The organism is Streptomyces sp. NPDC033845 (genome assembly GCF_055576225.1).
The window spans coordinates 500354-527067 of the sequence record NZ_JBVIRI010000003.1; the positions used below are offsets into that span (position 1 = coordinate 500354).

At 72.2% G+C, this 26714-nt stretch carries 24 protein-coding genes; 14 read left to right on the plus strand and 10 right to left on the minus strand.

Annotated features, from left to right (window positions below):
* Nucleotides 1-66: 66 nt before the first annotated feature.
* From ACZ50K_RS09330 to ACZ50K_RS09340, 3 genes are all read left to right on the plus strand, one after another.
* Nucleotides 67-1506: a class II fumarate hydratase gene (locus tag ACZ50K_RS09330; protein ID WP_468899579.1), complete on the plus strand. Its 1440-nt coding sequence runs from the start codon at nt 67-69 to the stop codon at nt 1504-1506.
* Nucleotides 1507-1607: 101 nt separating this feature from the next.
* The gene (gene fomD, locus ACZ50K_RS09335; RefSeq protein ID WP_468899581.1) at nt 1608-2303 is read left to right on the plus strand and encodes a cytidylyl-2-hydroxypropylphosphonate hydrolase; all 696 of its coding nucleotides are present in this window, start codon (nt 1608-1610) and stop codon (nt 2301-2303) included.
* 200 nt (nt 2304-2503) lie between these two features.
* Nucleotides 2504-4825 (plus strand): SpoIIE family protein phosphatase, encoded by a 2322-nt coding sequence (locus ACZ50K_RS09340; RefSeq protein WP_468899583.1) that lies wholly within the window; start codon nt 2504-2506, stop codon nt 4823-4825.
* A 54-nt stretch (nt 4826-4879) separates the two neighbouring features.
* Here the strand turns inward: ACZ50K_RS09340 and ACZ50K_RS09345 are convergent, their stop codons facing one another.
* Nucleotides 4880-7171: a transglycosylase domain-containing protein gene (locus ACZ50K_RS09345; RefSeq protein ID WP_468899585.1), complete on the minus strand. Its 2292-nt coding sequence runs from the start codon at nt 7169-7171 to the stop codon at nt 4880-4882.
* 222 nt (nt 7172-7393) lie between these two features.
* Between ACZ50K_RS09345 and ACZ50K_RS09350 the strand changes: the two genes are divergently transcribed.
* The 5 genes from ACZ50K_RS09350 (at nt 7394) to ACZ50K_RS09370 (ending at nt 12302) form a co-directional block, all read left to right on the plus strand.
* Complete coding sequence (locus tag ACZ50K_RS09350; RefSeq protein ID WP_468899588.1) at nt 7394-8332, plus strand: SPFH domain-containing protein; 939 nt, start codon at nt 7394-7396, stop codon at nt 8330-8332.
* Nucleotides 8329-8607 carry a type II toxin-antitoxin system antitoxin gene (locus tag ACZ50K_RS09355; protein ID WP_468899590.1) on the plus strand — a complete coding sequence of 93 codons (279 nt, stop codon included), beginning with the start codon at nt 8329-8331 and terminating at the stop codon, nt 8605-8607. The genes ACZ50K_RS09350 and ACZ50K_RS09355 overlap by 4 nt, the downstream gene beginning before the upstream one ends.
* A gap of 154 nt (nt 8608-8761) precedes the next feature.
* Nucleotides 8762-9286 carry a PadR family transcriptional regulator gene (locus ACZ50K_RS09360; protein WP_468899593.1) on the plus strand — a complete coding sequence of 175 codons (525 nt, stop codon included), beginning with the start codon at nt 8762-8764 and terminating at the stop codon, nt 9284-9286.
* A complete protein-coding gene (locus ACZ50K_RS09365; RefSeq protein ID WP_468899595.1) occupies nt 9283-9969 on the plus strand; it encodes an ABC transporter ATP-binding protein in 687 nt (228 codons plus the stop codon). Before ACZ50K_RS09360 ends, ACZ50K_RS09365 begins: the two co-directional genes overlap by 4 nt.
* A complete protein-coding gene (locus ACZ50K_RS09370) occupies nt 9966-12302 on the plus strand; it encodes an FtsX-like permease family protein (RefSeq protein ID WP_468899598.1) in 2337 nt (778 codons plus the stop codon). Before ACZ50K_RS09365 ends, ACZ50K_RS09370 begins: the two co-directional genes overlap by 4 nt.
* A 15-nt stretch (nt 12303-12317) precedes the next feature.
* On the opposite strand, the gene ACZ50K_RS09375 is transcribed toward ACZ50K_RS09370, so the two are convergent.
* Nucleotides 12318-13265 carry a LysR substrate-binding domain-containing protein gene (locus ACZ50K_RS09375; protein ID WP_468899601.1) on the minus strand — a complete coding sequence of 316 codons (948 nt, stop codon included), beginning with the start codon at nt 13263-13265 and terminating at the stop codon, nt 12318-12320.
* Between the two features lie 135 nt (nt 13266-13400).
* Between ACZ50K_RS09375 and ACZ50K_RS09380 the strand changes: the two genes are divergently transcribed.
* Together ACZ50K_RS09380 and ACZ50K_RS09385 are read left to right on the plus strand one after the other, a co-directional pair.
* Complete coding sequence (locus tag ACZ50K_RS09380; RefSeq protein WP_468899604.1) at nt 13401-13955, plus strand: peroxiredoxin; 555 nt, start codon at nt 13401-13403, stop codon at nt 13953-13955.
* A 3-nt stretch (nt 13956-13958) separates the two neighbouring features.
* Complete coding sequence (locus ACZ50K_RS09385; protein WP_468899607.1) at nt 13959-14495, plus strand: alkyl hydroperoxide reductase; 537 nt, start codon at nt 13959-13961, stop codon at nt 14493-14495.
* Nucleotides 14496-14533: 38 nt separating this feature from the next.
* On the opposite strand, the gene ACZ50K_RS09390 is transcribed toward ACZ50K_RS09385, so the two are convergent.
* The 6 genes from ACZ50K_RS09390 to ACZ50K_RS09415 all read right to left on the minus strand — a co-directional run bounded on the left by ACZ50K_RS09390 (nt 14534) and on the right by ACZ50K_RS09415 (nt 21003).
* Nucleotides 14534-15286: a hypothetical protein gene (locus tag ACZ50K_RS09390; protein WP_468899609.1), complete on the minus strand. Its 753-nt coding sequence runs from the start codon at nt 15284-15286 to the stop codon at nt 14534-14536.
* On the minus strand, nt 15283-16041 hold the full coding sequence (locus ACZ50K_RS09395) for a hypothetical protein (protein ID WP_468899612.1): 759 nt from the start codon (nt 16039-16041) through the stop codon (nt 15283-15285). The genes ACZ50K_RS09390 and ACZ50K_RS09395 overlap by 4 nt, the downstream gene beginning before the upstream one ends.
* The gene (locus ACZ50K_RS09400) at nt 16025-17434 is read right to left on the minus strand and encodes an AI-2E family transporter (protein ID WP_468899615.1); all 1410 of its coding nucleotides are present in this window, start codon (nt 17432-17434) and stop codon (nt 16025-16027) included. The genes ACZ50K_RS09395 and ACZ50K_RS09400 overlap by 17 nt, the downstream gene beginning before the upstream one ends.
* 118 nt (nt 17435-17552) lie before the next feature.
* On the minus strand, nt 17553-18251 hold the full coding sequence (locus tag ACZ50K_RS09405) for an aggregation-promoting factor C-terminal-like domain-containing protein (protein ID WP_468899618.1): 699 nt from the start codon (nt 18249-18251) through the stop codon (nt 17553-17555).
* Nucleotides 18252-18612: 361 nt separating this feature from the next.
* Complete coding sequence (locus tag ACZ50K_RS09410) at nt 18613-19929, minus strand: PhoH family protein (RefSeq protein WP_468899621.1); 1317 nt, start codon at nt 19927-19929, stop codon at nt 18613-18615.
* A 315-nt stretch (nt 19930-20244) separates the two neighbouring features.
* Nucleotides 20245-21003, minus strand: coding sequence for an isoprenyl transferase (locus ACZ50K_RS09415; protein ID WP_468899624.1), 759 nt, complete (start codon nt 21001-21003; stop codon nt 20245-20247).
* 125 nt (nt 21004-21128) lie between these two features.
* Between ACZ50K_RS09415 and mgrA the strand changes: the two genes are divergently transcribed.
* The gene (gene mgrA / locus ACZ50K_RS09420; protein WP_468899627.1) at nt 21129-22166 is read left to right on the plus strand and encodes an L-glyceraldehyde 3-phosphate reductase; all 1038 of its coding nucleotides are present in this window, start codon (nt 21129-21131) and stop codon (nt 22164-22166) included.
* Nucleotides 22167-22297: 131 nt separating this feature from the next.
* Here the strand turns inward: mgrA and ACZ50K_RS09425 are convergent, their stop codons facing one another.
* Nucleotides 22298-23101 (minus strand): prepilin peptidase, encoded by an 804-nt coding sequence (locus ACZ50K_RS09425; RefSeq protein ID WP_468899630.1) that lies wholly within the window; start codon nt 23099-23101, stop codon nt 22298-22300.
* Nucleotides 23102-23239: 138 nt separating this feature from the next.
* Between ACZ50K_RS09425 and ACZ50K_RS09430 the strand changes: the two genes are divergently transcribed.
* The 3 genes from ACZ50K_RS09430 (at nt 23240) to ACZ50K_RS09440 (ending at nt 25916) form a co-directional block, all read left to right on the plus strand.
* On the plus strand, nt 23240-23623 hold the full coding sequence (locus ACZ50K_RS09430; protein ID WP_468899633.1) for a DUF192 domain-containing protein: 384 nt from the start codon (nt 23240-23242) through the stop codon (nt 23621-23623).
* Between the two features lie 110 nt (nt 23624-23733).
* The gene (locus ACZ50K_RS09435; RefSeq protein ID WP_468899636.1) at nt 23734-24351 is read left to right on the plus strand and encodes an SMI1/KNR4 family protein; all 618 of its coding nucleotides are present in this window, start codon (nt 23734-23736) and stop codon (nt 24349-24351) included.
* A gap of 284 nt (nt 24352-24635) precedes the next feature.
* Complete coding sequence (locus tag ACZ50K_RS09440; RefSeq protein WP_468899639.1) at nt 24636-25916, plus strand: extracellular solute-binding protein; 1281 nt, start codon at nt 24636-24638, stop codon at nt 25914-25916.
* Nucleotides 25917-26015: 99 nt separating this feature from the next.
* Here ACZ50K_RS09440 and ACZ50K_RS09445 read toward each other — a convergent pair whose 3' ends face one another.
* Nucleotides 26016-26651, minus strand: a complete 636-nt coding sequence (locus ACZ50K_RS09445; RefSeq protein WP_468899642.1) for a hypothetical protein — start codon at nt 26649-26651, stop codon at nt 26016-26018.
* Nucleotides 26652-26714: the final 63 nt, after the last annotated feature.

Consider the following 26714-nt stretch of genomic DNA (forward strand, 5'->3'; position numbering starts at 1 on the left):
ACGGGTAGGGCAGTTGGGAACAGTTCGAACAAGAGAATTGCTCACTTTTTTCAGGAGGCTGATGAGATGACCCAGGACACGAACGACGGAACGGCCGGCGGAACGAACGACGGAACCGCCGGTGGCGACCACCGCGTGGAGCACGACTCCATGGGCGAGGTGCGGGTCCCCGCGCACGCCAAGTGGCGGGCCCAGACCCAGCGCGCGGTGGAGAACTTCCCCATCTCCGGACTGCGGCTGGAACGGGCCCACATCGCCGCCCTCGCGGAGATCAAGGCGGCCGCCGCCAAGGTCAACGTCCGTCTCGGGGTGCTCGATCCGGAGATCGGCGAGGCCGTGCGGGGGGCCGCCGCCGAGGTGGCCGCCGGCCGCTGGGACGAGCACTTCCCGGTGGACGTCTTCCAGACCGGCTCGGGGACCTCCTCCAACATGAACGCCAACGAGGTGATCGCCACCCTGGCCACCGAGCGGCTGGGCCGCCCGGTCCACCCCAACGACCACGTCAACGCCTCGCAGAGCTCCAACGACGTGTTCCCCTCCTCCGTCCACATCGCCGCCACCGCCGCCGTCACCGGCGCGCTGATCCCGGCCCTGGAGCACCTGGCCGGGGCGCTGGAGGCCAAGGCCGCCGAGTTCGCCGAGGTGGTCAAGGCGGGCCGGACCCATCTGATGGACGCCACGCCCGTCACCCTGGGCCAGGAGTTCGGCGGTTACGCCGCCCAGGTCCGGTACGGCGTCGAGCGGCTCCGCTCCTCGCTCCCCCGGCTGGCCGAACTGCCCCTGGGCGGAACCGCCGTGGGCACCGGGATCAACACCCCGGCCGGGTTCTCCGCCGCCGTGATCGCCGAGGTGGCGGCCGCCACCGGACTGCCGCTGACCGAGGCCCGGGACCACTTCGAGGCCCAGGGCGCCCGGGACGCGCTGGTGGAGACCTCGGGGATGCTCCGCACCATCGCGGTCTCCCTCACCAAGATCTGCAACGACCTCCGCTGGATGGCCTCCGGACCGCGCACCGGATTGGCCGAAATCAGTCTGCCGGATCTCCAGCCCGGGTCGTCGATCATGCCCGGAAAGGTCAACCCGGTCATCCCCGAGGCCGTGCTGATGGTCGCCGCCCAGGTCACCGGGAACGATGCCGCGGTCGCCGTGGCGGGCGCGGCCGGCAACTTCGAACTCAACGTGATGATCCCGGTGATGGCCCGGAACCTGCTCGAATCCATCCGGCTGCTGGCCTCCGCGAGCCGGCTGCTCGCGGACCGCACGGTCGCCGGGATCACCGCCGACGAGGACCGGGCCAGGGAGTACGCCGCCTCCTCCCCCTCCGTGGTGACCCCGCTGAACCGCTACATCGGCTACGAGGAGGCCGCCAAGGTCGCCAAGAAGTCGCTCGCGGAACGCAAGACCATCAGGGAGGTGGTGCTGGAGTCCGGCTATGTGGAGCGCGGAGACCTGACCGTGGAGGAACTCGACCGGGCCCTTGACCTGCTGGGCATGACCCACCCCTGAGCGGACCGGCCCGAGGGCCGGGTTTCGGTCGAATCCCCGCACCGGAACACTCCGTGACCTGCACCGCAGCGATCCGGGGCACCCAGCCCTAAGATCTGCGCATGACAGGTACCGACGCGCGGGGCACGAGGGACGCGAGGAGCACGCACTGGGCGCCCGGGGAGCACGTCCTCTGGCGCTACCGCGACCACGCGCCCGGCCTGAAGGGCCAGGTGCACATCTGCCGGCCGGTGACGGTGGTCCAGGACACCGACGAGCTGCTCGCCGTGTGGATGGCCCCCGGCACCGAATGCGTCAGGCCCGTCATGGCCGACGGCAGCTCCGTCCACGAGGAGCCGCTCGCCACCCGCTACACCGCCCCCCGCACCACCGCGCGCTCCCGCTGGTTCGGCGCCGGGGTGCTGAAGCTGGCCCGCCCCCGGGACCCCTGGTCCGTCTGGCTGTTCTGGGGGGACGGGTGGGAATTCCGCAGCTGGTACGTCAATCTCGAAACCCCCCGGGTGCGGTGGGCCGGCGGGCTGGACTCCGAGGACCACTTCCTCGACATCTCCGTCTACCCGGACCGCAGCTGGAAATGGCGGGACGAGGACGAGTTCGCCCAGGCCCAGCGGTCCGGGCTGATCGGCCCCGAGGAGGCGGCCGGAATCCTGTCGGCCGGCCGGGACGCGGTGGACCTCATCAAGGCCTGGGGACCGCCCTTCTCGGCCCGCTGGCAGGACTGGAGACCCGATCCGAGCTGGGAGGTTCCGGTTCTGCCCGAGGGCTGGGACCGCACCCCGGCGCACATGTCCTCATGAGACCCTTGATGCGCCCCCGGGGGGCAAACGTAGGATCGTCCTCCGCAAGGCTGCGTAATTGTCATGCTGTGCGCGGGACTTGGTAACGAGCGGGATGCGGTACCCGGGGGCGACGGTGCCCGCGCCGCTGAGCGGGTATAACCGCGACTGACCGAGTCGAGTGCAGCGCACATCGAGCGCAAACGGACGGAATTCCACGCGTGACGGAGTACCCCACCTCTCACGAGGGCCCGCAGCCTGCCGCCGCGGGCGGCTCCGACGTACCCGGACCGCGGCGAGCGCGGCGGGGTGCCCGGGGTCAGGCAGCGCCCGGCCCCGCCGTGGGCGCCCAGCGGAGCGAGTCCGCCCTGCCCGCCGAGCCCGCACGGGCGGCCGCGGCGGCCGGCGGCGAGATCGACCCGGGCCACGGCAAGGCACCCGCACCGGCCGCCACCGACGGCGAGGCGCGGGCCCGCGACGCGGCCGCCGCCCGGAACGCGGCCGGCCCCGGCCAGGCCGTGCCCCCGGGCGCCGGCCCGCCCGGCCCGGCCCTCCCGGGCCCGGACACCGCCGGCCCCGGCGCAGGCCCCGGCGCAGGAACCGCCAACGGCACCGGCCAGGGCACGACCAACGGCACCGGCACCGGCACTGGCCCCGGGGCCGCCAACGGCTCGGGCTCGGCCGGCCCCGGCCCGGACGCCGACCCGATGGACCTCGAACTCCCGGGCACCGGCACACCGGCCGCCCCCGGCCACGGCACCCCGGCCGCCCCCGATCCCGGCGCCGCCCGCCGGGAGGGCGACCGGCTGCGCTTCGTCGGCGCCGCCACCCGCCGGATCGCCCGCGGCATCGACCTGGACGAGATCGTCCTCGGCCTCTGCCGCGCCACCGTCCCCACCTTCTCCGACGCGATCCTCGTCTATCTGCGCGATCCGCTGCCCGTCGGCGACGAACGCCCGGTCGGCCCCGTGGTCTTAAGGCTGCGCCGCACCGACCGGCTGCGGCCGATCGAGGAGCTGGGAGCGGGCGCCGAGGGCGCCGGGGCCGCGGGGGCCGCCGGCGAGCTCGACTTCAGCCAGCTGCCGCTCCTCGGACCGCAGGGGGACCTGCCCGCCAACGAGCTGTGCGAGATCCGGCCCGGCGGGGCGCTCGCCGAGGTGCTCCGCGGCGTACGGCCCGTCTTCGGGTCCTCCGCCGCCGCCCGGGAGGCCCTGCCCGAGCTGCTCGGCGCCGAACACCCGCTGCCGCGCGGCCAGCGGGCCGTGCTCGCGCCGCTGCGCGGCCGCCGCCGGGTCATCGGGGCGGCGGTGTTCCTGCGCAGCCCCGAGCGGCCCGCGTTCGAGCCCAACGACCTGCTGGTCGCGGCACAGCTGGCCACGCACACCGCGCTCGGCATCGACAAGGCGGTGCTCTACGGCCGCGAGGCGTACATCGCCGACGAGCTCCAGCGCACCATGCTGCCCGACTCGCTGCCGCAGCCCACCGGGGTCCGGCTCGCCAGCCGCTACCTCCCGGCCGCCGAGACGGCCCGGGTCGGCGGCGACTGGTACGACGCCATACCGCTGCCCGGCAGCCGGGTGGCGCTGGTCGTCGGCGACGTCATGGGCCACTCCATGACCTCCGCCGCGATCATGGGGCAGCTGCGCACCACCGCCCAGACCCTGGCCCAGCTCGACCTGCCGCCGGGCGAGGTGCTCCACCATCTGGACGAGCAGGCCCAGCGGCTGGGCTCGGACCGGATGGCCACCTGCCTGTACGCGGTGTACGACCCGGTCTCGCACCGGATCACCATCGCCAACGCCGGGCATCCGCCGCCGGTGCTGCTGCACCTCGGCGGCCGGGCGGAGGTCCTGCGGGTGCCGCCGGGCGCCCCGATCGGCGTGGGCGGGGTCGACTTCGAGGCCGTGGAGCTGGACGCCCCGGCCGGGGCCACCCTGCTGCTGTACACCGACGGCCTGGTGGAGAGCCGGCTGCGGGACGTGTGGACGGGCATCGAGCAGCTCCGGGAGCGGCTGGCGGCCACCGCCCAGCTGACCGGGCTGGACCATCCGCCGCCGCTGGAAGCCCTCTGCGACGACATCCTGGACATGCTCGGCCCCGGCGACCGGGACGACGACATCGCGCTGCTGGCCGCCCGGTTCGACGGGATCGCGCCCAGTGACGTGGCGTACTGGTTCCTGGACCCGGAGGAGACGGCCCCCGGGCGGGCCCGCCGGTTCGCCCGCCGGGCGCTGTCCCGCTGGGGGCTGGAGGAGCTGACCGACTCGCTGGAGCTGCTGGTGAGCGAGGTGGTGACCAACGCGGTGCGGTACGCGGAGCGGCCGGTGACCCTGCGGCTGCTGAAGACCGACGTGCTGCGCTGCGAGGTCGGGGACGACTCCCCGCAGCTGCCCCGGCAGCGGCGCGCCCGGGACACCGACGAGGGCGGCCGCGGGCTGTTCCTGGTGAACCGGATGGCCCGCCGCTGGGGCGCGACCAGGCTCAGCAGCGGCAAGGTGGTCTGGTTCGAGCTGTCGCTGCCGGCGGAGCGCGAGCGCCGCTGAGCGGAGAGAAGGGCCCGCCCGTACGCATCGGATGCGTACGGGCGGGCCCTTCGCTCATGGCTTCGGCGGTTTGACCGCCGTGTCCGTCGGATCCGGGTCCGGCGGCTCCGGGGTCTTGGACGGCGTCTTCGACGGGCTCTTGGACGGCGAGTTCGAGGGCTTGCCGCTGCTGCTCTTCGTCGGGTCCGGCGACTTCGAGGTCGTCGGGTCCGGATCCGGGCTGACCGGTGCCGAGGAGCGGGTGCTGGGCGAGTTCTCCGGGGTCTTGCTGGGTGTCACGGAGGGGCTGTTGCTGCGCGAGGGCGGTGCCTCCTTCTCGCCCATCTCGGCGTCGTCCAGCTCGAACTCGCCGGTCTGGGAGCCCTCCAGGGCGGCGAGGGTGTACTCCCGCCAGATGTCGGCGGGGAAGCTGGAACCGCCCGCGCGGCCCTTGCCGGCGGTGCCGGTCAGGCTCATCTGGGTGCCGGAGCCGGGCTCCTCACCGAAGATGGCGACCACGGTGACCAGTTCCGGGGTGTAGGCGGCGAACCAGCCGGACTTGTTGTTCTCGGTGGTACCGGTCTTGGCGGCGGCCTCGTAGGAGCCGCTGCGCACGGTCTTGCCCGAGCCGTCCTTGACCACTCCGGTGAGCACCTTGGTGACGGTGTCGGCGGTCTGGCTGCTGATCGCCTGGTCGCCGATGCTCTCCACCGGCTTGTAGGCGCGGGTGGCGTGCTTGGCCTCCTTCACGATGGAGGGGGTGACCTTCTTGCCGTGGTGGTCGAAGGTGGCGTACACCCCGGCCATCTCCACCGTGCTGGCGCTCATGGTGCCGAGCGAGAGGGCGGGCGAGTTCTCCGGCCAGCCGGGACGGTCCTTCATCCCGAGGGCGAGGGCCGTCTGCTTGACGACGGGCGGGCGGGCGTCCACGAACATCTGCGCGTACACGGAGTTCACCGAGAAGTTGGTGGCCTCCTGGACGGTGATCCGGCCGAAGTCGCGGTTGTCCTGGTTCTGCGGGGAGAACGGCTCGCTGGCCCCGACCACCTTCCGGCGGCTCTTGCCGTCGTAGACGGTGTTGGGGGTGATCAGCTTGTCGTCCTGGGTGGTGGCCTTGTTCTCCAGGGCGGAGGCCAGGATGACCGGCTTGAAGGTGGAGCCTGGCTGGAAGTCGGTGCGCAGCGCGTTGCTGGACCACTTCTCGGCCTGTCCGGTGCCGCCGTACATGGCGACGATATGGCCGGTCTTCGGGTCCACGGAGGTGGCGCCGGCCTGGACGTACTTGTCGACCGGGCGGTCCTTGGAGGTGTTCTTGCGGTCGAGCTTGGACTCCAGCTCGTCCTGGACGGCCTGCTCCAGCGCGGCCTGCTTCTTGCGGTCGATGTTGAGGGTGATGGTCCACCCGCCGGCCTTGAGCTCGTCCTCGTCGACGCCGTTCGCGGCGAGTTCGGCTTCGGCGGCCTGGAGCAGATAGCCCTTCTGGCCCTCGGTGCCGGGGGCCGGCTTGGGCTTGATGGGCTCCTGGAACGTGGTGGCGCCGGCGGTGGCCTGGTCGAGGGCGCCCATCTCGACCATGTTGGAGAGGACCCCCTTGTAGCGGATCATGACCCGCGTCTTGCTCTGGGGTCCGGCGACGGCCCAGTCGTACTGGCTGGGGGCCTGGAGGAGGGCGGCCAGATAGGCGCCCTGGGCCAGGTTCAGCTTTTCGACGTCGACCCCGTAGTAGGCCTTGGAGGCGGCCTGGATGCCGTAGGCGCCGCGGCCGAAGTAGCTGGTGTTGAGGTAGCCGGCGAGGATGTCGTCCTTCTCCATCCGCCGGTCGACCTTGAGGGAGATCACCAGTTCCTTGAGCTTGCGGGTCGCCGTCTGGTCCTGGTTCAGGTAGTAGTTCTTGACGTACTGCTGGGTGATGGTGGAGCCGCCGGCCTTGCCCTGGCCGGTGAGGGTGACGAAGGCGCCGCGGGCCACGCCCAGGATGTCGATGCCCTTGTCCTTGTAGAAGGACTTGTTCTCGATGGCGATGAACGCCGTCTGGACTTCCTTGGGGATCCTGTCGAGGGTGACGATCTCGCGGTTCTTCTCGCCGGTGCGGGTCATCAGGGAGCCGTCGGCGTAGTTGTAGACGTTGCTCTGGAGGAGGGCGTCGGCGTTGGCCTGGTCCGGCTCGTCCACGTAGAAGTACAGCCCGACGAGGGCGGCCATGCCGGCCAGGATCACTCCGAAGAACGTGCCGAGGATCTTCCGCCAGGTGAAGAACCTGCGTATGCCGGTCTTCCGGCCCGTCCGGGCTCCGGCCCGTCCGCCGCCCTTCGGCGCGCGCCGTGCTCCGCGCTGCTTCTGCGCTCTGCGCGCTTCTGCTCGGCCCATCGCTCCCGCTCCGCTCGATTTCCCCCCGACGTCAGCTCCGAAAACTAACACCGCAGGAATGGACAAAGATCGATGAATATCGACCAATACCGCCTAATCCGGACGTGAGAATCAGCACCCACTCCAGAGGAACCGACGCACGAAGGGGGGTTGGGGTTGCGGTGGCGCCAAAAAGTGATATCACTTTGCTAGAGAGTTCGACCGACTGAAACGGGGCGAAAGATGACCGACACCGCGAACCGGATCCACGACGTGGTCGCACCACTGGACCCGGACCCGCAGATACGGGAGTACCCGGCGCACAGCGTCGGCGGCGGACTGGCCCTGCTGGGCGGGCTGCTCGGACTGCTGGCGGGCGCGGGCGTGGTGGTCGGCGGGGCCCTGGTCTCCGGAGCCGGCCTCAAGGCCCTCCTGATCGTGCTGGGCATCCTGATCGGCATGGGCTCCCTGCTGATGATGTGCGGGCTGAACATGGTGGCCCCGGGCGAGGCCCGGGTGGTCCAGCTGTTCGGCCGCTACCGGGGCACCATCCGCACCGACGGACTGCGCTGGGTCAACCCGCTGACCTCCCGGGAGAAGATCTCGACCCGGGTCCGGAACCACGAGACCGCCGTGCTGAAGGTCAACGACGCCTACGGCAACCCGATCGAGCTCGCCGCGGTGGTGGTCTGGAAGGTCGAGGACACCGCGCGGGCGGTGTTCGAGGTGGACGACTACACCGAGTTCGTGGAGACCCAGACCGAGGCCGCGGTCCGGCACATCGCCATCGAGTACCCCTACGACTCCCACGACGAGGGCGGGCTGTCGCTGCGCGGGAACGCCGAGGAGATCACCGAGAAGCTGGCCGTGGAGCTCCGGGTCCGGGTGGAGGCGGCCGGGGTGCACATCATCGAGTCCCGGTTCACCCACCTCGCGTACGCCCCGGAGATCGCCTCCGCGATGCTCCAGCGGCAGCAGGCCGGCGCCGTGGTGGCGGCCCGCAAGCTGATCGTCGAGGGCGCCGTGGGCATGGTCGAACTGGCCCTGAACCGACTGGCCGAGGAGGACGTCGTGGACCTGGACCCCGAGCGCAAGGCCGCCATGGTGTCCAACCTGATGGTGGTGCTGTGCGGTGACCGCGCCGTGCAGCCCGTCGTCAACACCGGGACGCTGTACCAGTGACCCCCTCCGGGCAGGACGCCGCCGAGGCGGGCGACGGGGAGGCCGGGCGGGCAGCCCGGCAGGCCCGGCAGGCCCGCAAGCAGGTGCTGCTCCGGCTGGACCCCCAGGTGCACGACGCGCTCGCCCGCTGGGCGGCCGAGGAGCTGCGGAGCACCAACGCGCAGATCGAGTTCCTGCTGCGGCGGGCCCTCGGGGAGGCCGGCCGGCTGCCGGCCGCCCCGGGCCCCATCGCCCGCCGCGGCCGGCCCCCGAAGGCGCCGCCCGACCCCACCTGACCCGGCCCGACATCCCTGCCGACCCCTGCTGGCCCCTGCTGACCAGCACGGACGGACATGCCCCGCGCCCCGGCGGAGTGCTCGTACGACCCTTCGTCGCGAGTATTCACCGGGGGTATACACCGCAGGTATACACACGGTGTACAGTCGGGGCATGTCCATCGGTCACACCCTTCTCGGCCTCCTGGAGGCCGGCCCCCGCCACGGCTACGACCTCAAGCGGACCTTCGACGCCACGTTCGGCCACGACAAGCCGCTCGCCTACGGGCAGGTCTACTCGACCATGTCCCGGCTGCTGAAGAACGGCCTCGTCGAGGTCGACGGCATAGAGGCCGGCGACGGCCCCGAACGCAAGCGGTACGCCATCACCGACGCCGGGATCACCGACGTCGAACACTGGCTGGCCCAGCCCGAGAAGCCCGAGCCGTACCTCCAGTCCACCCTGTACACCAAGGTGGTGCTGGCCCTCCTCACCGGCCGGGACGCCGCCGAACTCCTCGACGTGCAGCGCGCCGAGCACCTCCGGCTGATGCGCCTGCTCACCAACCGCAAGCGGCAGGGCGACCTGGCCGACCAGCTGGTCTGCGACCACGCCCTGTTCCACCTGGAAGCCGACATCCGCTGGCTGGAGCTCACCGCCGCCCGGCTGGACCGGCTCGCCGCGGAGGTGCTCCGATGACCCCCGCCGGCTCCCTCCTCCAGGCCACCGACCTCCGCAAGGCCTACGGCCCCACCGCCGCCCTCGACGGCGCCGGGTTCTCCATCCACCCCGGCGAGATCGTCGCCGTCATGGGCCCCTCCGGCTCCGGCAAGTCCACCCTGCTGCACTGCCTCGCCGGCATCGTCACCCCCGACTCCGGCTCCATCCGCTACGCGGACCGCGAGCTCACCTCGATGAGCGACACCGAACGCAGCGCCCTGCGCCGCACCGACTTCGGCTTCGTCTTCCAGTTCGGCCAGCTCGTCCCCGAACTGACCTGCGTGGAGAACGTCGCCCTGCCGCTCCGCCTCAACGGCATGAAGCGTCCCGCCGCCGAACGCACCGCGCGGGACTGGATGGAGCGCCTGGAGGTCGACGACGTCGCCGGCAAGCGGCCCGGCGAGGTCTCCGGCGGCCAGGGCCAGCGGGTCGCCGTGGCCCGGTCCCTGGTCACCGGCCCCCGGGTGCTGTTCGCCGACGAACCCACCGGCGCCCTGGACTCCCTCAACGGCGAGCGGGTGATGCAGCTGTTCACCGAGGCCGCCCGGTCCACCAACGCGGCCGTGGTCCTGGTCACCCACGAGACCCGGGTGGCCGCCTACTCCGACCGCGAGATCGTCGTCCGCGACGGCGTCTCCCGCGATATGGAGCGCATCGTATGAGCACCCTCCGGACCTGGGCCCGGGACCTCGGGATGGGCGCCCGCTTCGCCTTCGCGGGCGGCCGGGAGGGCTGGTTCCGCACCCTGCTCACCGGGGTCGGGGTGGGCCTCGGCGTGACCTTGCTGCTCGTCACCGCCGCGGTGCCGACCGCGCTGGCCGCCCGGGACTCCCGCAACGAGGCCCGCGAGACGATGACCTCGCAGACCGCGGACGGCCCGGGGCGCGACACCCTGCTGACCGCCCGCGCCGACCTGACGTACCACCAGCAGGACGTGGACGGCCGGCTGGTCCAGCCGGAGGGCCCGGACGCCCCGCTGCCGCCCGGCCTGTCGGCCTTCCCCGCCCCCGGCGAACTGGCCGTCTCCCCGGCCCTCGACCGGCTGATGAGGACCGGCGAGGGCGCCCTGCTCCGCGAGCGCCTCGACGGGCCGATCGCCTCGGTCATCGGGGACGAGGGCCTGGTCGGCCCCGACGAGCTCTACTACTACCTGGGCACCGACCGGCTGGACCCGGCCCGCTCCTCCTCGGTCCAGCGGGTCACCGGCTACGGCTGGGACATCCAGCAGGAGGCCATGGACCCGGTCCTGACCCTCCTCGTGGTCCTGGTCTTCGTGGCCCTGCTGATGCCGGTCGCCGTGTTCATCGCGGCCGCCGTACGGTTCGGCGGCGACCGCCGCGACCGCAGGCTGGCCGCGCTCCGGCTGGTCGGCGCCGACGGCCGGGCGGTCCGCCGGATCGCCGCCGGCGAGGCCCTCGCCGGATCCCTGATCGGCCTGGTCCTGGGCACCGGGCTCTTCCTGGTGGCCCGTCAGCTGGCCCCGTACGTCCGGATCCGCGGGCTCAGCGTCTTCCCGTCCGACCTCGACCCCTCCTTCGGGCTGGCCGCGCTGGTCGCGGCAGCGGTGCCCGCCGCGGCGGTCGCGGTGACCCTGCTCGCGCTGCGCGGGGTGGTCATCGAACCCCTCGGCGTGGTGCGCACGGCCGCCGTGAAGCGGCGCCGGATCTGGTGGCGGCTGCTGATGCCGCTGGCCGGACTGGGCCTGCTCGCCCCGCTGATGGGCCGCGGCAACGACAGCGGCTACTTCAACCAGTGGCAGGTGTCCGGCGGTGTGGTGCTGCTGCTCGTCGGCATCACCGCCCTGCTGCCCTGGCTGCTGGAGCGGATCGTCGGCCGGCTCGGCGGCGGCTCCGTGTCCTGGCAGCTGGCCGTCCGCCGGCTCCAGCTCACCAGCGGCAGCGCCGCCCGGCTGGTCAACGGCATCGCCGTGGCGGTCGCCGGGGCCATCGCCCTCCAGATGCTCTTCGCGGGCGTCGAGGGCGACTACACCAAGGAGACCGGCCAGGACCCCTCCCGCGCCTCGCTGTCCATGCTGACCACCACCACCGAGGGCGTCGAAGCCGTCGGCCGGGACCTGGCCCGGACCCGGGGGATCGCGCAGACCATCGCCCTGGGCTCCGCCAGCGGCTCCCGGACCCGGGTGGTGGGCGACGCCGTCGACAGCTCCCTGGACCTGACCATCGGCAGCTGCCGGGCGCTCGCCGAGATCGCGAAGCTGCCCTCCTGCAAGGAGGGCGACACCTTCATGCTGCCCACCACGGCGGGCGAGGGCGGCCCCGGCGGGGTCGTCGCCAAACCGGGCGAGACCCTCTACACGGGCAATGTCTACGGCCACGAGGGCGTGGCCCCGGTCCGCTGGACCCTGCCCGCCGGCACCCGGACCGTCGCCCCCCGCAAGGACCCGAACGGGATGCTTCGCTCCGGGATCCTGGTCACCCCGGCGGCCGCCCCGAAGAAGCTGGGCGAGTTCCAGTCCGCGCAGGTGTACATCAAGCTGGACCCGGCCGTGCCGGACGCCCTGGAGCGGGCCCGGACCGCGGTGTTCAAGGCGGATCCGCTGGCCACCGCGATGACCCTGCAGTCCTACCAGACCGCCAACCGGTTCTCCTCCGTCCGGACCGGCCTGTTCGTCGGCGCCACCTGTGTGCTGCTGCTGATCGGCGCCAGCCTGCTGGTCTCCCAGCTGGAGCAGCTGCGGGAGCGGAAGAAGCTGCTGTCGGCCCTGGTGGCCTTCGGCACCAGGCGGTCCACGCTGAGCCTGTCCGTGCTGTGGCAGACCGCCCTGCCGATCGCGCTGGGCATCGGCCTGGCCGTGGTCGTCGGAGTGGCCCTGGGCGTGGTGCTGATGCGGATGACCGCCGTGCCGGTCCGGATCGACTGGGCCTCCGTGGCGGCCATGTCCGGGATCGGCGCCGGGGTCGCCCTGCTGGTGACCGCCCTCAGCCTGCCGCCGCTGCTGCGGCTGATGCGCCCGGACGGTCTCCGTACGGAATGAGTCCGCGGCGGCCCGTCACTCGGCGGGCCACACCGGCAGCGGCCGCACCGCCTCGCGCAGTGCGGCCGCCACCGCGTGGAACTCCCCGGACCGGGCCGTGCCGGTGCGCATGGCCAGGGCGATCCGGCGGGACGGGGCCGGCTCGGCGAAGTACCCGGTGGCCAGATAGGCGTTGCGGGTGGTCTCCAGTCTCAGCGCGGTGCGCGGCAGCAGGGTGACGCCGAGTCCGCCGGCCACCAGCTGGACCAGGGTGGAGAGCCCGGCCGCGGTGGTGGTGACCGCGGCCCCCTCGGTGCGGCCGGCCTCCCGGCAGATGTCCAGGGCCTGGTCCCGCAGGCAGTGGCCCTCGTCGAGCAGCAGCAGCCGCAGTCCGCGCAGCTCGGCGCGGGGGATGTCGCGGCGGCCCGCCAGCGGGTGGTCGTGCGGCACCAGCAGGACGAAGTCCTCGTCGAACAGCGGCAGCTCGGTGACCCCGGGGAAGCCCAGCGGGACGGCGAGCAGCAGCAGGTCCAGCCGGCCGCCGGCCAGCCCCTCCAGCAGCGAGGAGGTCTGCTCCTCGTGGACCTGGAGGTCCATCCCGGGCCAGCGGCGCTGGAACAGCCCGAGCACGGTGGGCAGGAGGTAGGGGGCGACGGTGGGGATCACCCCGAGCCGGAGGACCCCGGTGAAGGGGGCGCGGACCGCCTCGGCCTCCTCCAGCAGTCCGCCCATCGCGTCGAGGACCACCCGGGCGCGGTCGGCGATCCGCTCCCCGGCCGGGGAGAGCAGCACCTTGCGGGTGGTGCGCTCCAGCAGCCGGACCCCGAGGGCCTCCTCCAGGGCGGAGACCGCGCCGGAGAGGGCGGGCTGGCTCATCCCGATGGCGGCGGCGGCGTCCCGGAAGTGGAGGTGCTCGGCGACCGCGGCGAAGGCGCGGAGCTGGGCGAGGGTCGGCTGCTTCGCCCCCCGGTTACCGACAGTCACTGATAACTACCTCCGATCGCCCGACACAAGACTAGCTATTTCTGTAATCAATGCAGCTGTGTCAGCATGTGAGATCAGTCCAACCCCCTCGGAAATCCCTCAAAAAGGGCATCTTCCCTTGCGCAAGGAGAGCACGTGCTCACTGTCGGCGACAAGTTCCCCAGCTACGATCTGACCGCCTGCGTCTCGCTGGAAGCCGGCAAGGAGTTCGCGCAGATCGACCACAAGACCTACGAGGGCAAGTGGCGCGTGGTCTTCTTCTGGCCGAAGGACTTCACCTTCGTCTGCCCCACCGAGATCGCCGCCTTCGGCAAGCTGAACGACGAGTTCCTGGACCGCGACGCGCAGATCCTGGGCGTCTCCGGCGACTCCGAGTTCGTCCACCACGCCTGGCGCAAGGACCACGCCGACCTGCGCGACCTGCCCTTCCCGATGCTGGCCGACTCCAAGCACGAGCTGATGCAGGACTGCGGGGTGCAGGGCGCGGACGGCTTCGCCCAGCGCGCGGTGTTCATCGTCGACCAGAACAACGAGATCCAGTTCTCGATGGTGACCGCCGGTTCCGTGGGCCGTAACCCCAAGGAGGTCCTGCGGGTCCTCGACGCCCTGCAGACCGACGAGCTGTGCCCCTGCAACTGGACCAAGGGCGAGAACACCCTCGACGCCGGCGCCCTGCTGGCCGGTGAGTGACCCGTGTCCCTCGACTCCCTGAAGGCCGCCGTCCCGGACTTCGCCAAGGACCTGAAGCTGAACCTCGGTTCGGTCATCGGCAACAGCGACCTGCCCGCCCAGCAGCTCTGGGGCACGGTGCTGGCCTGCGCCATCGCCGCCCGCTCCCCGATCGTGCTGCGCGAGCTGGAGCCCGAGGCCAAGGCGAACCTGTCGCCGGAGGCCTACACGGCCGCCAAGTCCGCCGCCGCGGTCATGGCGATGAACAACGTCTTCTACCGGACCCGGCACCTGCTCTCCGACCCCGAGTACGGCACCCTGCGGGCCGGTCTGCGGATGAACGTCATCGGCAACCCGGGCGTGGAGAAGGTCGACTTCGAGCTCTGGTCGCTCGCGGTGTCCGCCATCAACGGCTGCGGTCAGTGCCTGGACTCGCACGAGCAGGTGCTCCGCAAGGCCGGCGTGGACCGGGACACCGTCCAGGAGGCCTTCAAGATCGCCTCGGTGATCCAGGCCGTGGCCGTCACCCTGGACGCGGAGGCGGCCCTCGCCGCCGAGTAGCCCCCGCCCGTCCCGAAGGCCCTCATGCCCTGAGCTCCTCAGGACCTGAGGGCCTTCATCATGGCGCGCATGTCCTCGATCAGGGCGGACTGCAGGGCGGTCATGTCCACCTGCTCCGGCTCTCCCTCCGGGGGGCCGTCGCCGAAGTCCGTGACCGAGACCGACAGCCGCAGGACCGTGCCGCCGTCCAGCACCCTGAGCTCCGCGCTGTCCCCGTCGCCCAGGCTCATCAGGGCCCGCTCGCCGAGCCCCGCCACCTGGGCGCGCTCCGCCACCGAGTCCTCCAGCACCCGCTCCACCTCGAACTCGGCCTCCGGATCGGTCTTCTTGTGGAGGTCGAGCTGCGCCATCACGAAGTGGCTGCGCCGGCCCAGGCCCTCGGAGTCCTCCCGGCCGGCATCGGAGAGCATGCAGACGGCCTGGTCCAGCACCGGGTCCCGGACGTCCCGGTGCTCCGGCCCGTTGGCGTGCAGCGGGCCGGCGAGCCGGGTCAGGGCGGAGGCCTCCAGCTCGTCGCACAGGTTCTCCGGCAGCCGGTAGGCGATCTCCGGCGGGGCGTCCTGCCGGGCGGCGACCGCGTAGAGTCCGCCGGCCCACAGCACCGAGACCGCCAGGGCGCCGCCGACGGCCCACAGCCAGGGCCGGGCCGGCCGGCTGCCGGGCGGGGCCCCGCCGGACCCGGAGGCGGTGTCGGGGCCGGGCCCGGGCCCGGGACCGGTCCCGGGGCCGAGGGCGGTCTCCGGCGGGCGGTGGTCCTCCCAGCCGCCGTCCAGCTCCGGCTCGCTGATCATCGTGTTCCCCCCGGTTTCCGCAGTGCCGACATCACCGCGCGCATGTCCTCGATCATCGCCGCCTGGACGGCCGGACCGTCGGGTTCCGGGGGCATCCGGTCGGCGGCCTCCGGCCCGCCCAGGTCCTCGCCGGTGACGTACCAGTCGACGGTGAGCTGGAACACCGCCCCGCCGTCGAGCACCCGCAGCCGGGGACCGCGGCCGGGGGCCTGTTCGTACAGCAGGGCCCGTTCCCCGAGGCCGGGCAGTTCGGCCTGGGCGGCCAGCGGGGCGGAGGCGAACGTCCCGGTCTGCCAGTTCGCCTCGAACTCCGGCTCCGGGTCGGCCGCCTTGTGGAGTTCCAGGGTCAGCGTCACCTCGTAGGAGAGGAAGGGCGCGTCGCCGGGCCGGTGTTCGCCGCCCGGGTCGTTGCCGAGCCCGCACCAGGACACGTCCACCGACTCGTGCAGCCGTTCGTCCTCGCGGGCCTGGGAGCGCAGGTCGCCGAGCAGCCGGGTCAGTTCGACCGCCCGGACCCGTTCGCACAGGGCGGCCGGGTTCTCGTAGGCGATGGCCGGCCGGCGGTCGGGGTCCGGCAGGGCGGTGAGGGCCCCGGCCCACAGCGCGGAGGCGGCCAGCGCCCCGGCCAGCAGCCACTGCCAGGCCGGCCGGGTCCGGTCCGTCCCCGGGGGGCCGTCCGGTGTGCCGGTGGCCATCAGCTCGGCGGGCCGGTCGGGGAAGTCCGGGGCGCCGTCGAGCTCAGGTTCGCTGATCACCCGGCCGGCTCTCCCCCTGGTCGTCCGCGGCCGGCGCGGTCACCGCGAGCGCGGTCGCCCCGTGCGGTGCGGGCCCGACCCGCATCTGACGTTCGTAGGAGTAGACCCGCAGATAGCCGACCACCGTGTTGGTGACGGCGACCAGCGGCACCGCGACCACCGCGCCGCCGATCCCGGCGATCATGCCGCCGGCCGCGACCGAGAGCACCACGGCCAGCGGGTGCACCCGGACCGCCCGGCCCAGGATGAACGGCTGCAGCACATGGCCCTCGATCTGCTGCACGGCGAGCACCACGGCCAGCACCATCAGGGCCGTGAACACCCCCTGGGTGACCAGGGCCACCACCACGGCGAGGGCTCCCGAGACCACCGCGCCGACCAGCGGGATGAAGGCGAACAGGAAGATGAAGACGGCCAGCGGGACCGCCATCGGCACATCCAGGAAGTAGATGCCCAGGCCGATGAAGATGGCGTCGATGAGGGCGACGATCACGGTGCCGCGGACGTACGCGGTCAGGGTCCGCCAGGCGCGCGGGCCGGCGCCGGCGACCCCGGGGCGGGCGACGGCCGGGACCAGGCCGAGCACCCAGTGCCAGATCCGCTTCCCGTCGTAGAGCAGGAAGAGGGTGGAGAACATGGCGAGCAGGATGCCGGTCAGCACCTCGACCATCACCGTCACGCCCTGGAGTCCGGCGGAGGTGATCTCGTCGGTGTTGGAGCCGACGGTCTCGGTGAGGTTCTTCGCGATGTCGTTGATCTGCTTCTCGGTCACATGGAACGGGCTGTCCAGTGCCCAGAGTTTGAGCTCGTTGATGCCGTCCTTGACCCGGTCGGAGAGGTCGTCCAGGTTCTCCATCACCTGCCAGACCACGAACCAGCCGACCAGCCCGATGACCACGAACCCGAGGACCGCGGTGACGGCGGTGGCCAGTCCGCGCGGCAGCCCGAACCGGCGCAGCCGGACCACGAAGGGCTGGAGCAGGGCGGTGATGAGCATGGCGGCGGCGAAGGCCAGGACGACGAGCCGGACTTCGCTGATCACCTTCATCAGCACCCAGAGCATCCCGGCGAGCAGCAGCAGCCGCCAGCTGGCCTCGGCGGCCACCCGGACGCCCCAGGGGACCATCACGGCCGGTTCGGGGCGGGCGGGCGGCAGGTGCGGGTGCACCGGCCCGGACACCGCCGCGGACACCGCCGCGGGCTCCGCCGGGGCGGCCGCGGGCACCGGGGCCGGGGCCGGGACCGGCGGCGGGGGCACGGAGGCCTCGGCGGTACCCGGGGCGGGTTCGCCCGCGGTCTCCGCCTCGACCTCCGCCCGCCGCCGGTTGAGCCGTTCGTCCATCCGGTTCAGCTCGTTGCCGAGCCGGCCCAGCCAGCCCGCTCTCTTCGCCATCTCGTTCCCTTCCCCCCGCCCGTCCGTACCGCGCCTCGTCGACCGTACACGCGAGGAGCCCCGCACCGTAGGACGGTGGGGGGCTCCCGGAGGTTGTGCTGGGGTGCTGCCGCGGCCGCTAGTACCAGCGGTTGGCCTTCCAGAACGTCCACGCTTCGCAGGGGCTGCCGTAGCGCTTGTTCATGTAGTTCAGGCCCCACTCGATCTGGGTGGCGGGGTTGGTGCGCCAGTCCGCGCCGGCCGAGGCCATCTTCGACCCGGGCAGCGCCTGGACCAGGCCGTACGCGCCCGAGGACGGGTTCTGCGCGCGGTAGTTCCAGGTGGACTCGTGGTTGATGATGGTGGAGAAGCAGGTCCACTGGCCGGCCGGCACCATCTGCTTGGCGATGGCCTTGACCTGGGCGACCGTGTACGAGGCGCGGACCGGGAAGGCACCGCCGTCGCGGGTGGAGCGGTTGGCGACCTGCGCCGCCTTCTCCTCGCGCTCCTTCTTCGCCTTCGCCTGGGCGGCGGCCTTCTTCTCCTTGGCGTCCTTGGCGGCCTGGAGGCGGGCGGCCTCCTCGACCGACTTCTTCGCCTCGGCGTCGGCGGACAGCGCGATGGTGTCGGCCTGCTGCGTGAGGGAAGCCGTCTGGACCGCTGCCTGCTCGCCCACGGGGATGTCCGCGAGGAGGGTTGCGGCTCCGGTGTCCGCGGCGGCCGTTTCGAAATCGTTCGAGTTCGAGGTGTCGCCCGTGGCGACGCCCACGACAGCTCCGACGGTGGTGACCGCGGTGGCAGATGCCACGGCGATCCCCCGGACCGAGATCCGGCTCACACGGTGTCCTTCCAGCAGCGACCGCGACGTGACCGCAGCGGTCGCAAGAGCGCCCCTGGCACTGTCCTCCGGCACTGCGGTCACTGGAGGCACGGGCCCGGTTCCGGGCGGCATACGGCGGTCGACTCTGGAGTTGTGGGTACAGCTGTGCCGTATGCGGGGCCTGACGGAGAACAGACTCTGCCGGACCTCCACGGTGCGGGGCAATTATCCGTTGCGTGGGAAAGCTCACACCTGGGAAGGGCCCTGGGGTTTGAGTAAACCCCTGTGCACGGCGGCGCCGTCCGGCTAGGCTCTCGGGCCTTTGCCGGACGGCGCCAACCATCCTTCCCCTATGGGCGGTTTGAGCTGCTTCGGTCCGTCACATCGACTCCAGCATCTCGGTGACCAGGGCCGCGATCGGGGAACGCTCGGAGCGGGTCAGCGTGATGTGCGCGAAGAGCGGATGGCCCTTCAACTTCTCGACCACGGCGACCACTCCGTCGTACCGGCCGACCCTGAGGTTGTCCCGCTGGGCCACGTCGTGGGTGAGGACCACCCGCGAGTTGGCGCCGATCCGGGACAGCACGGTCAGCAGGACGTTGCGTTCCAGCGACTGGGCCTCGTCCACGATGACGAACGCGTCGTGCAGCGACCGGCCGCGGATGTGCGTCAGCGGCAGCACCTCCAGCATGCCGCGGCCCAGCACCTCCTCGATCACCTCGCGCCCGGCCACCGCCGAGAGGGTGTCGAAGACCGCCTGCGCCCAGGGGCTCATCTTCTCGGAGGCGTCACCCGGCAGATAGCCGAGCTCCTGCCCGCCCACCGCGTACAGCGGCCGGAAGACCATCACCTTCTGGTGCTGACGCCGCTCCAGCACGGCCTCCAGGCCCGCGCAGAGCGCCAGTGCCGACTTGCCGGTGCCGGCCCGGCCGCCCATCGAGAGGATCCCGATCTCCGGATCGAGCAGCAGGTCCAGGGCGATCCGCTGCTCGGCGCTGCGGCCGTGCAGCCCGAACGCCTCCCGGTCGCCGCGGACGAGCTTCACGTTCCCGTCCGCGGTGACCCGGCCGAGGGCCTTGCCGCGCTCGGACTGGAGCACCAGTCCGGTGTGGACGGGCAGCTCGGCGGCCTCCGGGACGTACAGCCGCTCCTCCGAGTAGAGGAGGTCCACCTGTTCGCCGGAGAGCGCGAGCTCGCTCATGCCGGTCCAGCCGGCATCGGTGATCGCGAGCTCCGCCCGGTACTCCTCGGCGAGCAGACCCACCGAGGAGGCCTTGATGCGGAGCGGGAGATCCTTCGACACGACCGTGACGTCGAAGCCCTCGGCCTGGAGGTTGCGGGCGACCGCGAGGATCCGCGAGTCGTTGTCCCCCAGCCTGAAGCCGGCGGGCAGGACCCCGGGGTCGGAGTGGTTGAGCTCGACACGCAGACTGCCGCCCAGCTCGCCCAGTGGGATGGGGGCGTCGAGGCGGCCGTACCGGACCCGGAAGTCGTCGAGCAGACGGAGTGCCTGCCGGGCGAAGTAGCCGAGTTCGGGATGGTGCCTCTTGGCCTCCAGCTCGGTGATCACCACGATCGGGAGCACGACCTCGTGCTCGTCGAACCGGGAGAAGGCGTTGGGGTCTGCCAGCAGGACGCTGGTGTCGAGGACGTAGGTCCGCCTGTCGGGCAGGCGGCGCTTTGTGCTGGTCACCACGGAAGGACGTACCCCCTCGGAAGAGGTCGGGCCATGAAGACCGGACCGGTCATCGGCACCCATGCCAGGGCCGAATTCCGGCCCTCCATTCCGTCCGTGCGAACCGCACGCGCGTCCTGGTGCAAAGGGCCTCCCGGGCGGACGGCCCCATGCCGTCCGCTGAGACTCGACACCCGTGGATCGGGGGTCGACCTGCCAGTGATATTCCCTCGAACACGCCCGACCATGCCATGGCATATGACGGACGCTCGGTGAATCCCTGGTGAAGGCCTCGGGGGCCGTGCGGGAGGGTCGGCGGGGGCTGCCGAGGACCCGTCAGGCGCCGTAGCGCCGGTGCCGGGCGGCGTAGTCGCGCAGCGCCCGGAGGAAGTCGACCTTGCGGAAGGCCGGCCAGAACACCTCGCAGAAGTAGTACTCGGAGTGCGCGCTCTGCCAGAGCATGAATCCGGACAGCCGCTGCTCACCGCTGGTGCGGATCACCAGGTCCGGGTCGGGCTGGCCCCGGGTGTAGAGGTGCTCGGAGATGTGGTCGATGTCCAGGATCTCGGCGAGCTCCTCGATGGAGGTGCCCTTCTCGTGGTGCTCCAGCAGCAGCGAGCGGACCGCGTCGGCGATCTCCTGGCGGCCGCCGTAGCCGACCGCGACGTTGACCAGTATCCCGTCGATGTCGTGGGTGGCCTGCTCGGCCTCCTTCAGCACGGCCTGGGTGTGCGCCGGAAGGATGTCCAGGTTGCCGACGTGGTGCACCCGGCGGCCGTCCTCGGCGAGCCGGCGCACGGTGTTCTCGATGATCGCCAGCAGCGGCCGCAGCTCGACCTCGGGCCGGTCCAGGTTGTCCGTGGAGAGCATCCACAGGGTGACGACCTCGACATCGGTCTCGTCACACCACCCCAGCAGCTCGGAGATCTTGTCCGCCCCGGCCTGATGGCCCTGCTCGGTGGTACCGCCGGACGCCTTGGCCCAGCGCCGGTTGCCGTCCAGGATGACGCCGATGTGCTTGGGCACCGCGGCATGGTCGAGGCGGCCTTCCACCCGGCGTGCGTACAGCCTGTACACCAGGTCGCGCAGCTTCACGATCCTTCTGCCCCTCCGTGCAATGCCCCCGTGCGAATTGCGGTCCCCCGAGTGCGCCACATTACTGCGGACCGTCGGCACTGGCCCAACTCGGTCTGTCACAAGTCCGTGATAGGGAGGACAACGTGACTGATACCAATCTCTATCGGGCAGAGCCCTCGCGGTACGACTCCATGGAGTACCGGCGCACCGGACGCAGCGGCCTCAAGCTCCCCGCGATCTCCCTCGGCCTCTGGCACAACTTCGGCGACGACAGGTCCCTGGGGTCCCAGCGGGCGATCCTCCGGCGGGCCTTCGACCTCGGGGTGACCCACTTCGACCTGGCCAACAACTACGGACCGCCGCCCGGCTCGGCCGAGCTCAACTTCGGCAAGATCTTCGCCCAGGACTTCGCGCCCCACCGCGAGGAGCTGGTGATCTCCACCAAGGCCGGCTACCTGATGCACCCCGGCCCCTACGGCGAGTGGGGCAGCAGGAAGTACCTCCTCGGCTCCCTGGACTCCTCGCTGAAGCGGATGGGCCTGGACCACGTCGACGTCTTCTACTCGCACCGCTTCGACCCGGAGACCCCGCTGGAGGAGACCATGGGCGCCCTGGCGTCCGCGGTCCAGCAGGGCAAGGCGCTGTACGTGGGCGTCTCCTCCTACACCGCCGAGCAGACCGCGGAGGCGGCCCGGCTGCTGCGCGGGATGGGCGTCCGGCCGCTGATCCACCAGCCCTCCTACTCCATGATCAACCGCTGGACGGAGGAGGACGGGCTGCTCGACACCCTGGAGGAGGCCGGGATGGGCTGCATCTCCTTCGCCCCGCTCGCCCAGGGCATGCTGACCGGCAAGTACCTCAAGGGCATCCCGGAGGGCTCGCGGGCCACCCAGGGCAAGTCGCTGAACCCGGCCCTGCTGTCGGAGGACGTGGTCGGCCGGCTGAACGGGCTGAACGCCATCGCGGCCCGGCGCGGCCAGTCGCTGTCGCAGCTGGCGCTCAACTGGGTGCTGCGGGACGAGCGGATGACCTCGGCCCTGATCGGGGCGTCCAGCGTGGCGCAGCTGGAGGAGAACGTGGCGGCCCTGGCCGGCGCACCGCTGTCCGAGGAGGAGTTGAAGGAGATCGACTCCTTCGCGGTCTCCACCCCGGGCACCAACATCTGGGCCCAGCGCGGCTGACCTGCGTTTACGCCCGTCCGACACGGAGAACGAAAAACGGGCCGGTCCGTGGGGGGGATACGGACCGGCCCGAGGGGGGGGTTCCACCATAACCCTTCGTAAAGCCTGCTGCGTGCATCGCCGCACCACGATTACGCTCCGAATCCGCCCAGCAGCAGTCCGGTGAGCGCCCCGGCGGCCATGAAGGGCCCGAAGGGCAGGGCCGTACGGCGGCCCGCCCGCCCGGTGGCCAGCAGGGCGAGGCCGTACAGGGCCCCGTACAGGAAGCCCAGGAACGCCCCGGCGGCCCATACCCCCCACCCGTACCACCCAAGAGCGACGCCGAGGGAGAGCGCCAGCTTGACGTCGCCGAAGCCCAGTCCGGCCGGATTGACCAGATGGAGCAGCAGGTACGCCGCGCCGAGCGCGGCACCGCCGGCCAGCGCGCCCGGCCAGGACCCGGCGGCCCCCGGCAGCACGGCGGCCGCGCCCAGCCCGGCGGCGGCCGCGGCGGCCAGCGGCAGGGTCAGCGGATCAGGCAGCCGGTGCACGGCCAGGTCCACCAGGGCCAGCAGCACCAGCACCGGGGCCAGCCCGGCGAACACCACCGCCTCGGGCCGCGGCCCGGCGGCGGCGCCGAGCGCGGCGCAGACGGCGGCGGACAGCAGGGCGACGGGCAGGGCCCTCGGGCCGTAGCGGCCGGCGGCACGCCCGGCGGGGCTGCCGGTCCGGCTGTCGGCCGGGCCCCCGGCGGGGCTGTCGGCGGGGCGCGGTCCCGCGGCGGCGCAGGCGCGGCAGCGGGCCGGGCCCGGCCGGACGGGCAGCGGGTGGCCGGCCGGGCAGCGGTCCCGCCGGGGCTCCTCCGGCTCCACCGAGAGCCGGTAGGCGGCGCGCGGCAGCAGCAGTCCGGCGGCCAGGCCGTACCCGGCGGCGAGGAAGATCACGACCAGGCCCATCCGCCGACCCTAGGGACCCGCGGCGGGAAGGGCCATGGGCCCGGGGGCCCATTCCCGCGGCCCGGCACCCCTGGCACGCTGTGGTCCGGCCGGTCCGGGCCCGGCCGCCGGCCGGGGGGCCGCGACGGGAGGGGTGCCATGGGGACCGTACGGGACGGGCGGCTGCGGGACGGGCCGGCCCTGCTGCTGATCGATCCGGAGAGCGCCCGCACCGCGGTCCCGCTGGAGGTCGCCGCCTCCTACCGGGCCCGCACCCGGGGGCTGCTCGGCCGGGACGGCATCGGTGAGGGCGCCATGCTGCTGACCCCGGCGGTGAGCGTGCACACCTTCCGGATGGCGTTCGCCATCGACGTGGCCCATCTGGACCGCTCGATGCGGGTGCTGGCCGTCACCACGATGCGGCCCGGCCGGCTGGGGCTGCCGCGGCCGCGGTCCCGCCACGTACTGGAGGCCGGGGCGGGCGCGATGGCCCGCTGGGGGCTGCGGCCGGGCAGCCGGCTCCTGGTGGAACAGCCGGGCTGACCTGCACCGGCCGTGCGGGGCACCGGCCGGGCAGGGCACCGGCCGGAGCCCGGCCGGGCCACGGTAAGTTGGGACGGTTGGGCTACGGGCGGGTGTCGGGGAGCGGGCTGATGACGGAGAACGCGCGGCTTGAGGCGCTGGAACAGCTCATGCCGGCCACCCACGGCGCGGACGAGGACATCGACTGGCAGGCCGCCGAGGCGGTCTGGGGCACCCGGTTCCCCTCCGACTACGTGGCCTTCATGGGCCGTTACGGCGCCGGCACCATCAACGGCGAGGCCACCATCCTGCTGCCGCTGCCCAAGCCGGGCCTCCAGTGGGACCCGGCCGAGATGGCCGAGGAGACCGCCAACGCCCGCCGCGAGTGGATCGCGGAGGGCGGCCGGGCCGCCTTCGACGTGGATCCCGAGGCCCTGCTCGCCTGGGGGGTGACCGGCGGCTCCGACATCCTCTGCTGGCTGACCACGGACCCCGATCCGGACCGCTGGCCGGTCCTGGTGTGCGGGCGGCACACCGCGGACACCTTCGCCGTCCATCCGTACGGAATGGCGGAATTCCTGCTGCGGCTGTTCTCCGACGAGTTCGACGTGAGCCCGGTGAGTATCACATTCTGGGACGGCGGACCGCTCGGATTCGTGCACTGGCGCAAGGGCCAGCGGCGATGGCAGGAAGGCCGCAACCCGGAGACCGGCGACCCCGATCCCTACGCGGGCGAGTTCCCGGCCTGACCCGGGCCCGACCCAGGCCCGACCCAGGCTGACTCGATCCACCCCTCATCCCGTTCCGCATCGCGGAAACGGGCATTCGGCATGTCTACGCGCGTCCGAATTGCCGATCTCATATCGGAAAACACCATCAGGAATACCCAGGGTTGGAGCATTGCCCACAAGTGCGGCCCCAATGCAATCAAACCCCCCTCTTCAGGAGAGAATTCCGGCCATCGGGCCACCTCGGGACACCGGGGTCCGAAGGGACGCTTAAGCAATCAAAAGAAAATCAAGGGAATTCCACCGTGCGACGAAGATTCTTCGGGGCGGCCGCGAGCACGGCCGCGATCGGCCTCCTCATCCCGCTCTCCGGCTGCGGCGACACCTCCGGTGACGGTGGCGACGCCACGCTCACCCTCGTCGCCGCCGAGTACGGCACGACGCCGGAGACCAGCTCCAAGGCGTTCTGGGACAAGGCGACGGAGGAGTTCACCGCCCAGCACCCCGGGATCCGGATCCAGGTCAGGCTGCTGCCGTGGGCCGACATCGACCGCGAGGTCAGCCGGCTGGTCGGCGCCGGTGAGGCCCCCGACATGGCGCTGATGGGCTCGTACTCCGACTTCGCCGCACAGGGCAAGCTCTACCCGGCGGAGGACCTGCTCTCGGTCCGCGCCGAGGCGAACTTCCTCCAGCCGCTGGCCGAGGCCGGCTCGATCGGCAGCACCCTCTACGGCCTGCCGTTCGTGGCGAGCAGCCGCCTGCTCTTCTACAACAAGGGGCTGTTCGAGAAGGCCGGGACCAGGCCGCCGAAGACCTGGTCGGAGCTGAAGGACGCCGCCGAGGCGCTGAAGGAGAAGGGCGTGAAGTACCCGTACGCCCTGCCGCTCGGCCCCGAGGAGGCGCACGCCGAGGCGATGATCTGGGAGCTCAGCAACGGCGGCGGCTTCGTCGACAGCAGCGGCAACTACAGCCTGGCCTCCGAGCCCAACATCGAGACCTTCGAATGGCTGAAGGACGAGCTGGTGGCACCCGGCCTGGTCGGCCCGGTGGCACCCGGCAAGTTCAACCGCCAGGCCGCCTTCGACGCCTTCCTGCGCGGCGAGGTCGGCATGCTGAACGGCTACCCCTCGCTGGCCCACGCGGCCGGGACGAAGGGCATCGAGGTCGGCACCGTGGACATGCCGGTCAACGACCGGCTGGGCTCCTCCGAGCAGCCGCCGGCGGTCGGCGTGGCCGACTGGATGGTGGCCTTCAACCAGAACGGCCACCAGCGCCAGATCGGCACCTTCCTGGACTTCCTCTACCAGGACAAGAACCTGTCCGACTTCGCCGGCCGCTACCACCTGCTGCCGTCCACCGTCACCGCCTCGCGCACCCCCGCGGGCGGCGGCATCGGCAAGGCCGACGAGCAGTTCCTGGCCGCGCTGCGCGGGGCCCAGCTGTACCCGGTGAACAACCCCAACTGGGTGACGGTCAGCGACACCATCAAGCGCAACATCGGGCGGGCCGTGGAGCCCGGCTCCGACGCCAAGGCGGTCCTGGAGGACATCGCCGAGAAGTCCCGCGAACAGGGCAAGAAGCCCTGATCCGCTGCCGGATCGCAGCGGAAGGCGCGGCCCGGTCGCCCGCACGGCACTCACGAGGTGCGCGGGCGACGGGCCCCTCGGGGCCGGCCCCCGGTGGGCTCAGGGGCGGCCGCCCTGGCTGAACGCCGTACGGTGCTGCGCGCAGTCGGCGTTCCAGCGGAGGGTCCCGCCGACGGTGGCGTACCCGGTCCGGGTGATCGACCACTCCACGGTGTAGTCCCCCGTGTCGCAGGCGATCCGCTTCCCGCCCGGCAGGGTGACCCGGCCGGTGGCCGGACGGTCCCGCACGGCGCTGTGCACCTCGGCGGCCTTGGTCCGGCCGGACTTCCACAGGGTGGCGTGCAGGGTCACCGGATGCTTGCCGCCCTTCTCGGTGATCACCTTGTTGACCAGCTTGGAGTCGGAGACCGACCAGGCGAACTCGAACTTGGGCTGCCAGGCGAGGGACTTGGGGTCCGGGGACTTGCTGCCCCAGTCGGCGCCCGGATCCCCGGCCTTCCTCGGCACCATCGTGTAGACCACGCCCGGGTGGAAGCGGACCTGCCCCTCCACCTTGTGCTTGCCGTCCCCGGTCCAGACCGACTTCATCTTCCCCTCCCCGCCCGCCGGGTCCTGGAGGAACGAGGACCCGTCGGCGGCCGAGGCCTCCGCCAGGGCGGGGGCGAGCGCGGCTGCGGCCGTGGCGAGGGCCAGCGCCGTGATCCGGGTGCGGGGGGCGGGACGGGTACGGTTCATAACCGGACCAACGGGACCCCCGGACGGCCCGGAACGCGGCCCGGGCCGCATTCACCCGTACGG

What these genes read in the sequence shown, in the direction of transcription:
- ACZ50K_RS09360 (WP_468899593.1), top strand. Translation starts at nt 8,762, where the DNA reads ATGTCCATCGGTCACACCCTTCTCGGCCTCCTGGAGGCCGGCCCCCGC.
- ACZ50K_RS09445 (WP_468899642.1), bottom strand. Translation starts at nt 26,651, where the DNA reads ATGAACCGTACCCGTCCCGCCCCCCGCACCCGGATCACGGCGCTGGCC.
- ACZ50K_RS09330 (WP_468899579.1), top strand. Translation starts at nt 67, where the DNA reads ATGACCCAGGACACGAACGACGGAACGGCCGGCGGAACGAACGACGGA.
- ACZ50K_RS09370 (WP_468899598.1), top strand. Translation starts at nt 9,966, where the DNA reads ATGAGCACCCTCCGGACCTGGGCCCGGGACCTCGGGATGGGCGCCCGC.
- ACZ50K_RS09430 (WP_468899633.1), top strand. Translation starts at nt 23,240, where the DNA reads ATGGGGACCGTACGGGACGGGCGGCTGCGGGACGGGCCGGCCCTGCTG.
- fomD (WP_468899581.1), top strand. Translation starts at nt 1,608, where the DNA reads ATGACAGGTACCGACGCGCGGGGCACGAGGGACGCGAGGAGCACGCAC.
- ACZ50K_RS09400 (WP_468899615.1), bottom strand. Translation starts at nt 17,434, where the DNA reads ATGGCGAAGAGAGCGGGCTGGCTGGGCCGGCTCGGCAACGAGCTGAAC.
- ACZ50K_RS09435 (WP_468899636.1), top strand. Translation starts at nt 23,734, where the DNA reads ATGACGGAGAACGCGCGGCTTGAGGCGCTGGAACAGCTCATGCCGGCC.
- ACZ50K_RS09365 (WP_468899595.1), top strand. Translation starts at nt 9,283, where the DNA reads ATGACCCCCGCCGGCTCCCTCCTCCAGGCCACCGACCTCCGCAAGGCC.
- ACZ50K_RS09345 (WP_468899585.1), bottom strand. Translation starts at nt 7,171, where the DNA reads ATGGGCCGAGCAGAAGCGCGCAGAGCGCAGAAGCAGCGCGGAGCACGG.
- ACZ50K_RS09390 (WP_468899609.1), bottom strand. Translation starts at nt 15,286, where the DNA reads ATGATCAGCGAGCCGGAGCTGGACGGCGGCTGGGAGGACCACCGCCCG.
- ACZ50K_RS09425 (WP_468899630.1), bottom strand. Translation starts at nt 23,101, where the DNA reads ATGGGCCTGGTCGTGATCTTCCTCGCCGCCGGGTACGGCCTGGCCGCC.
- ACZ50K_RS09350 (WP_468899588.1), top strand. Translation starts at nt 7,394, where the DNA reads ATGACCGACACCGCGAACCGGATCCACGACGTGGTCGCACCACTGGAC.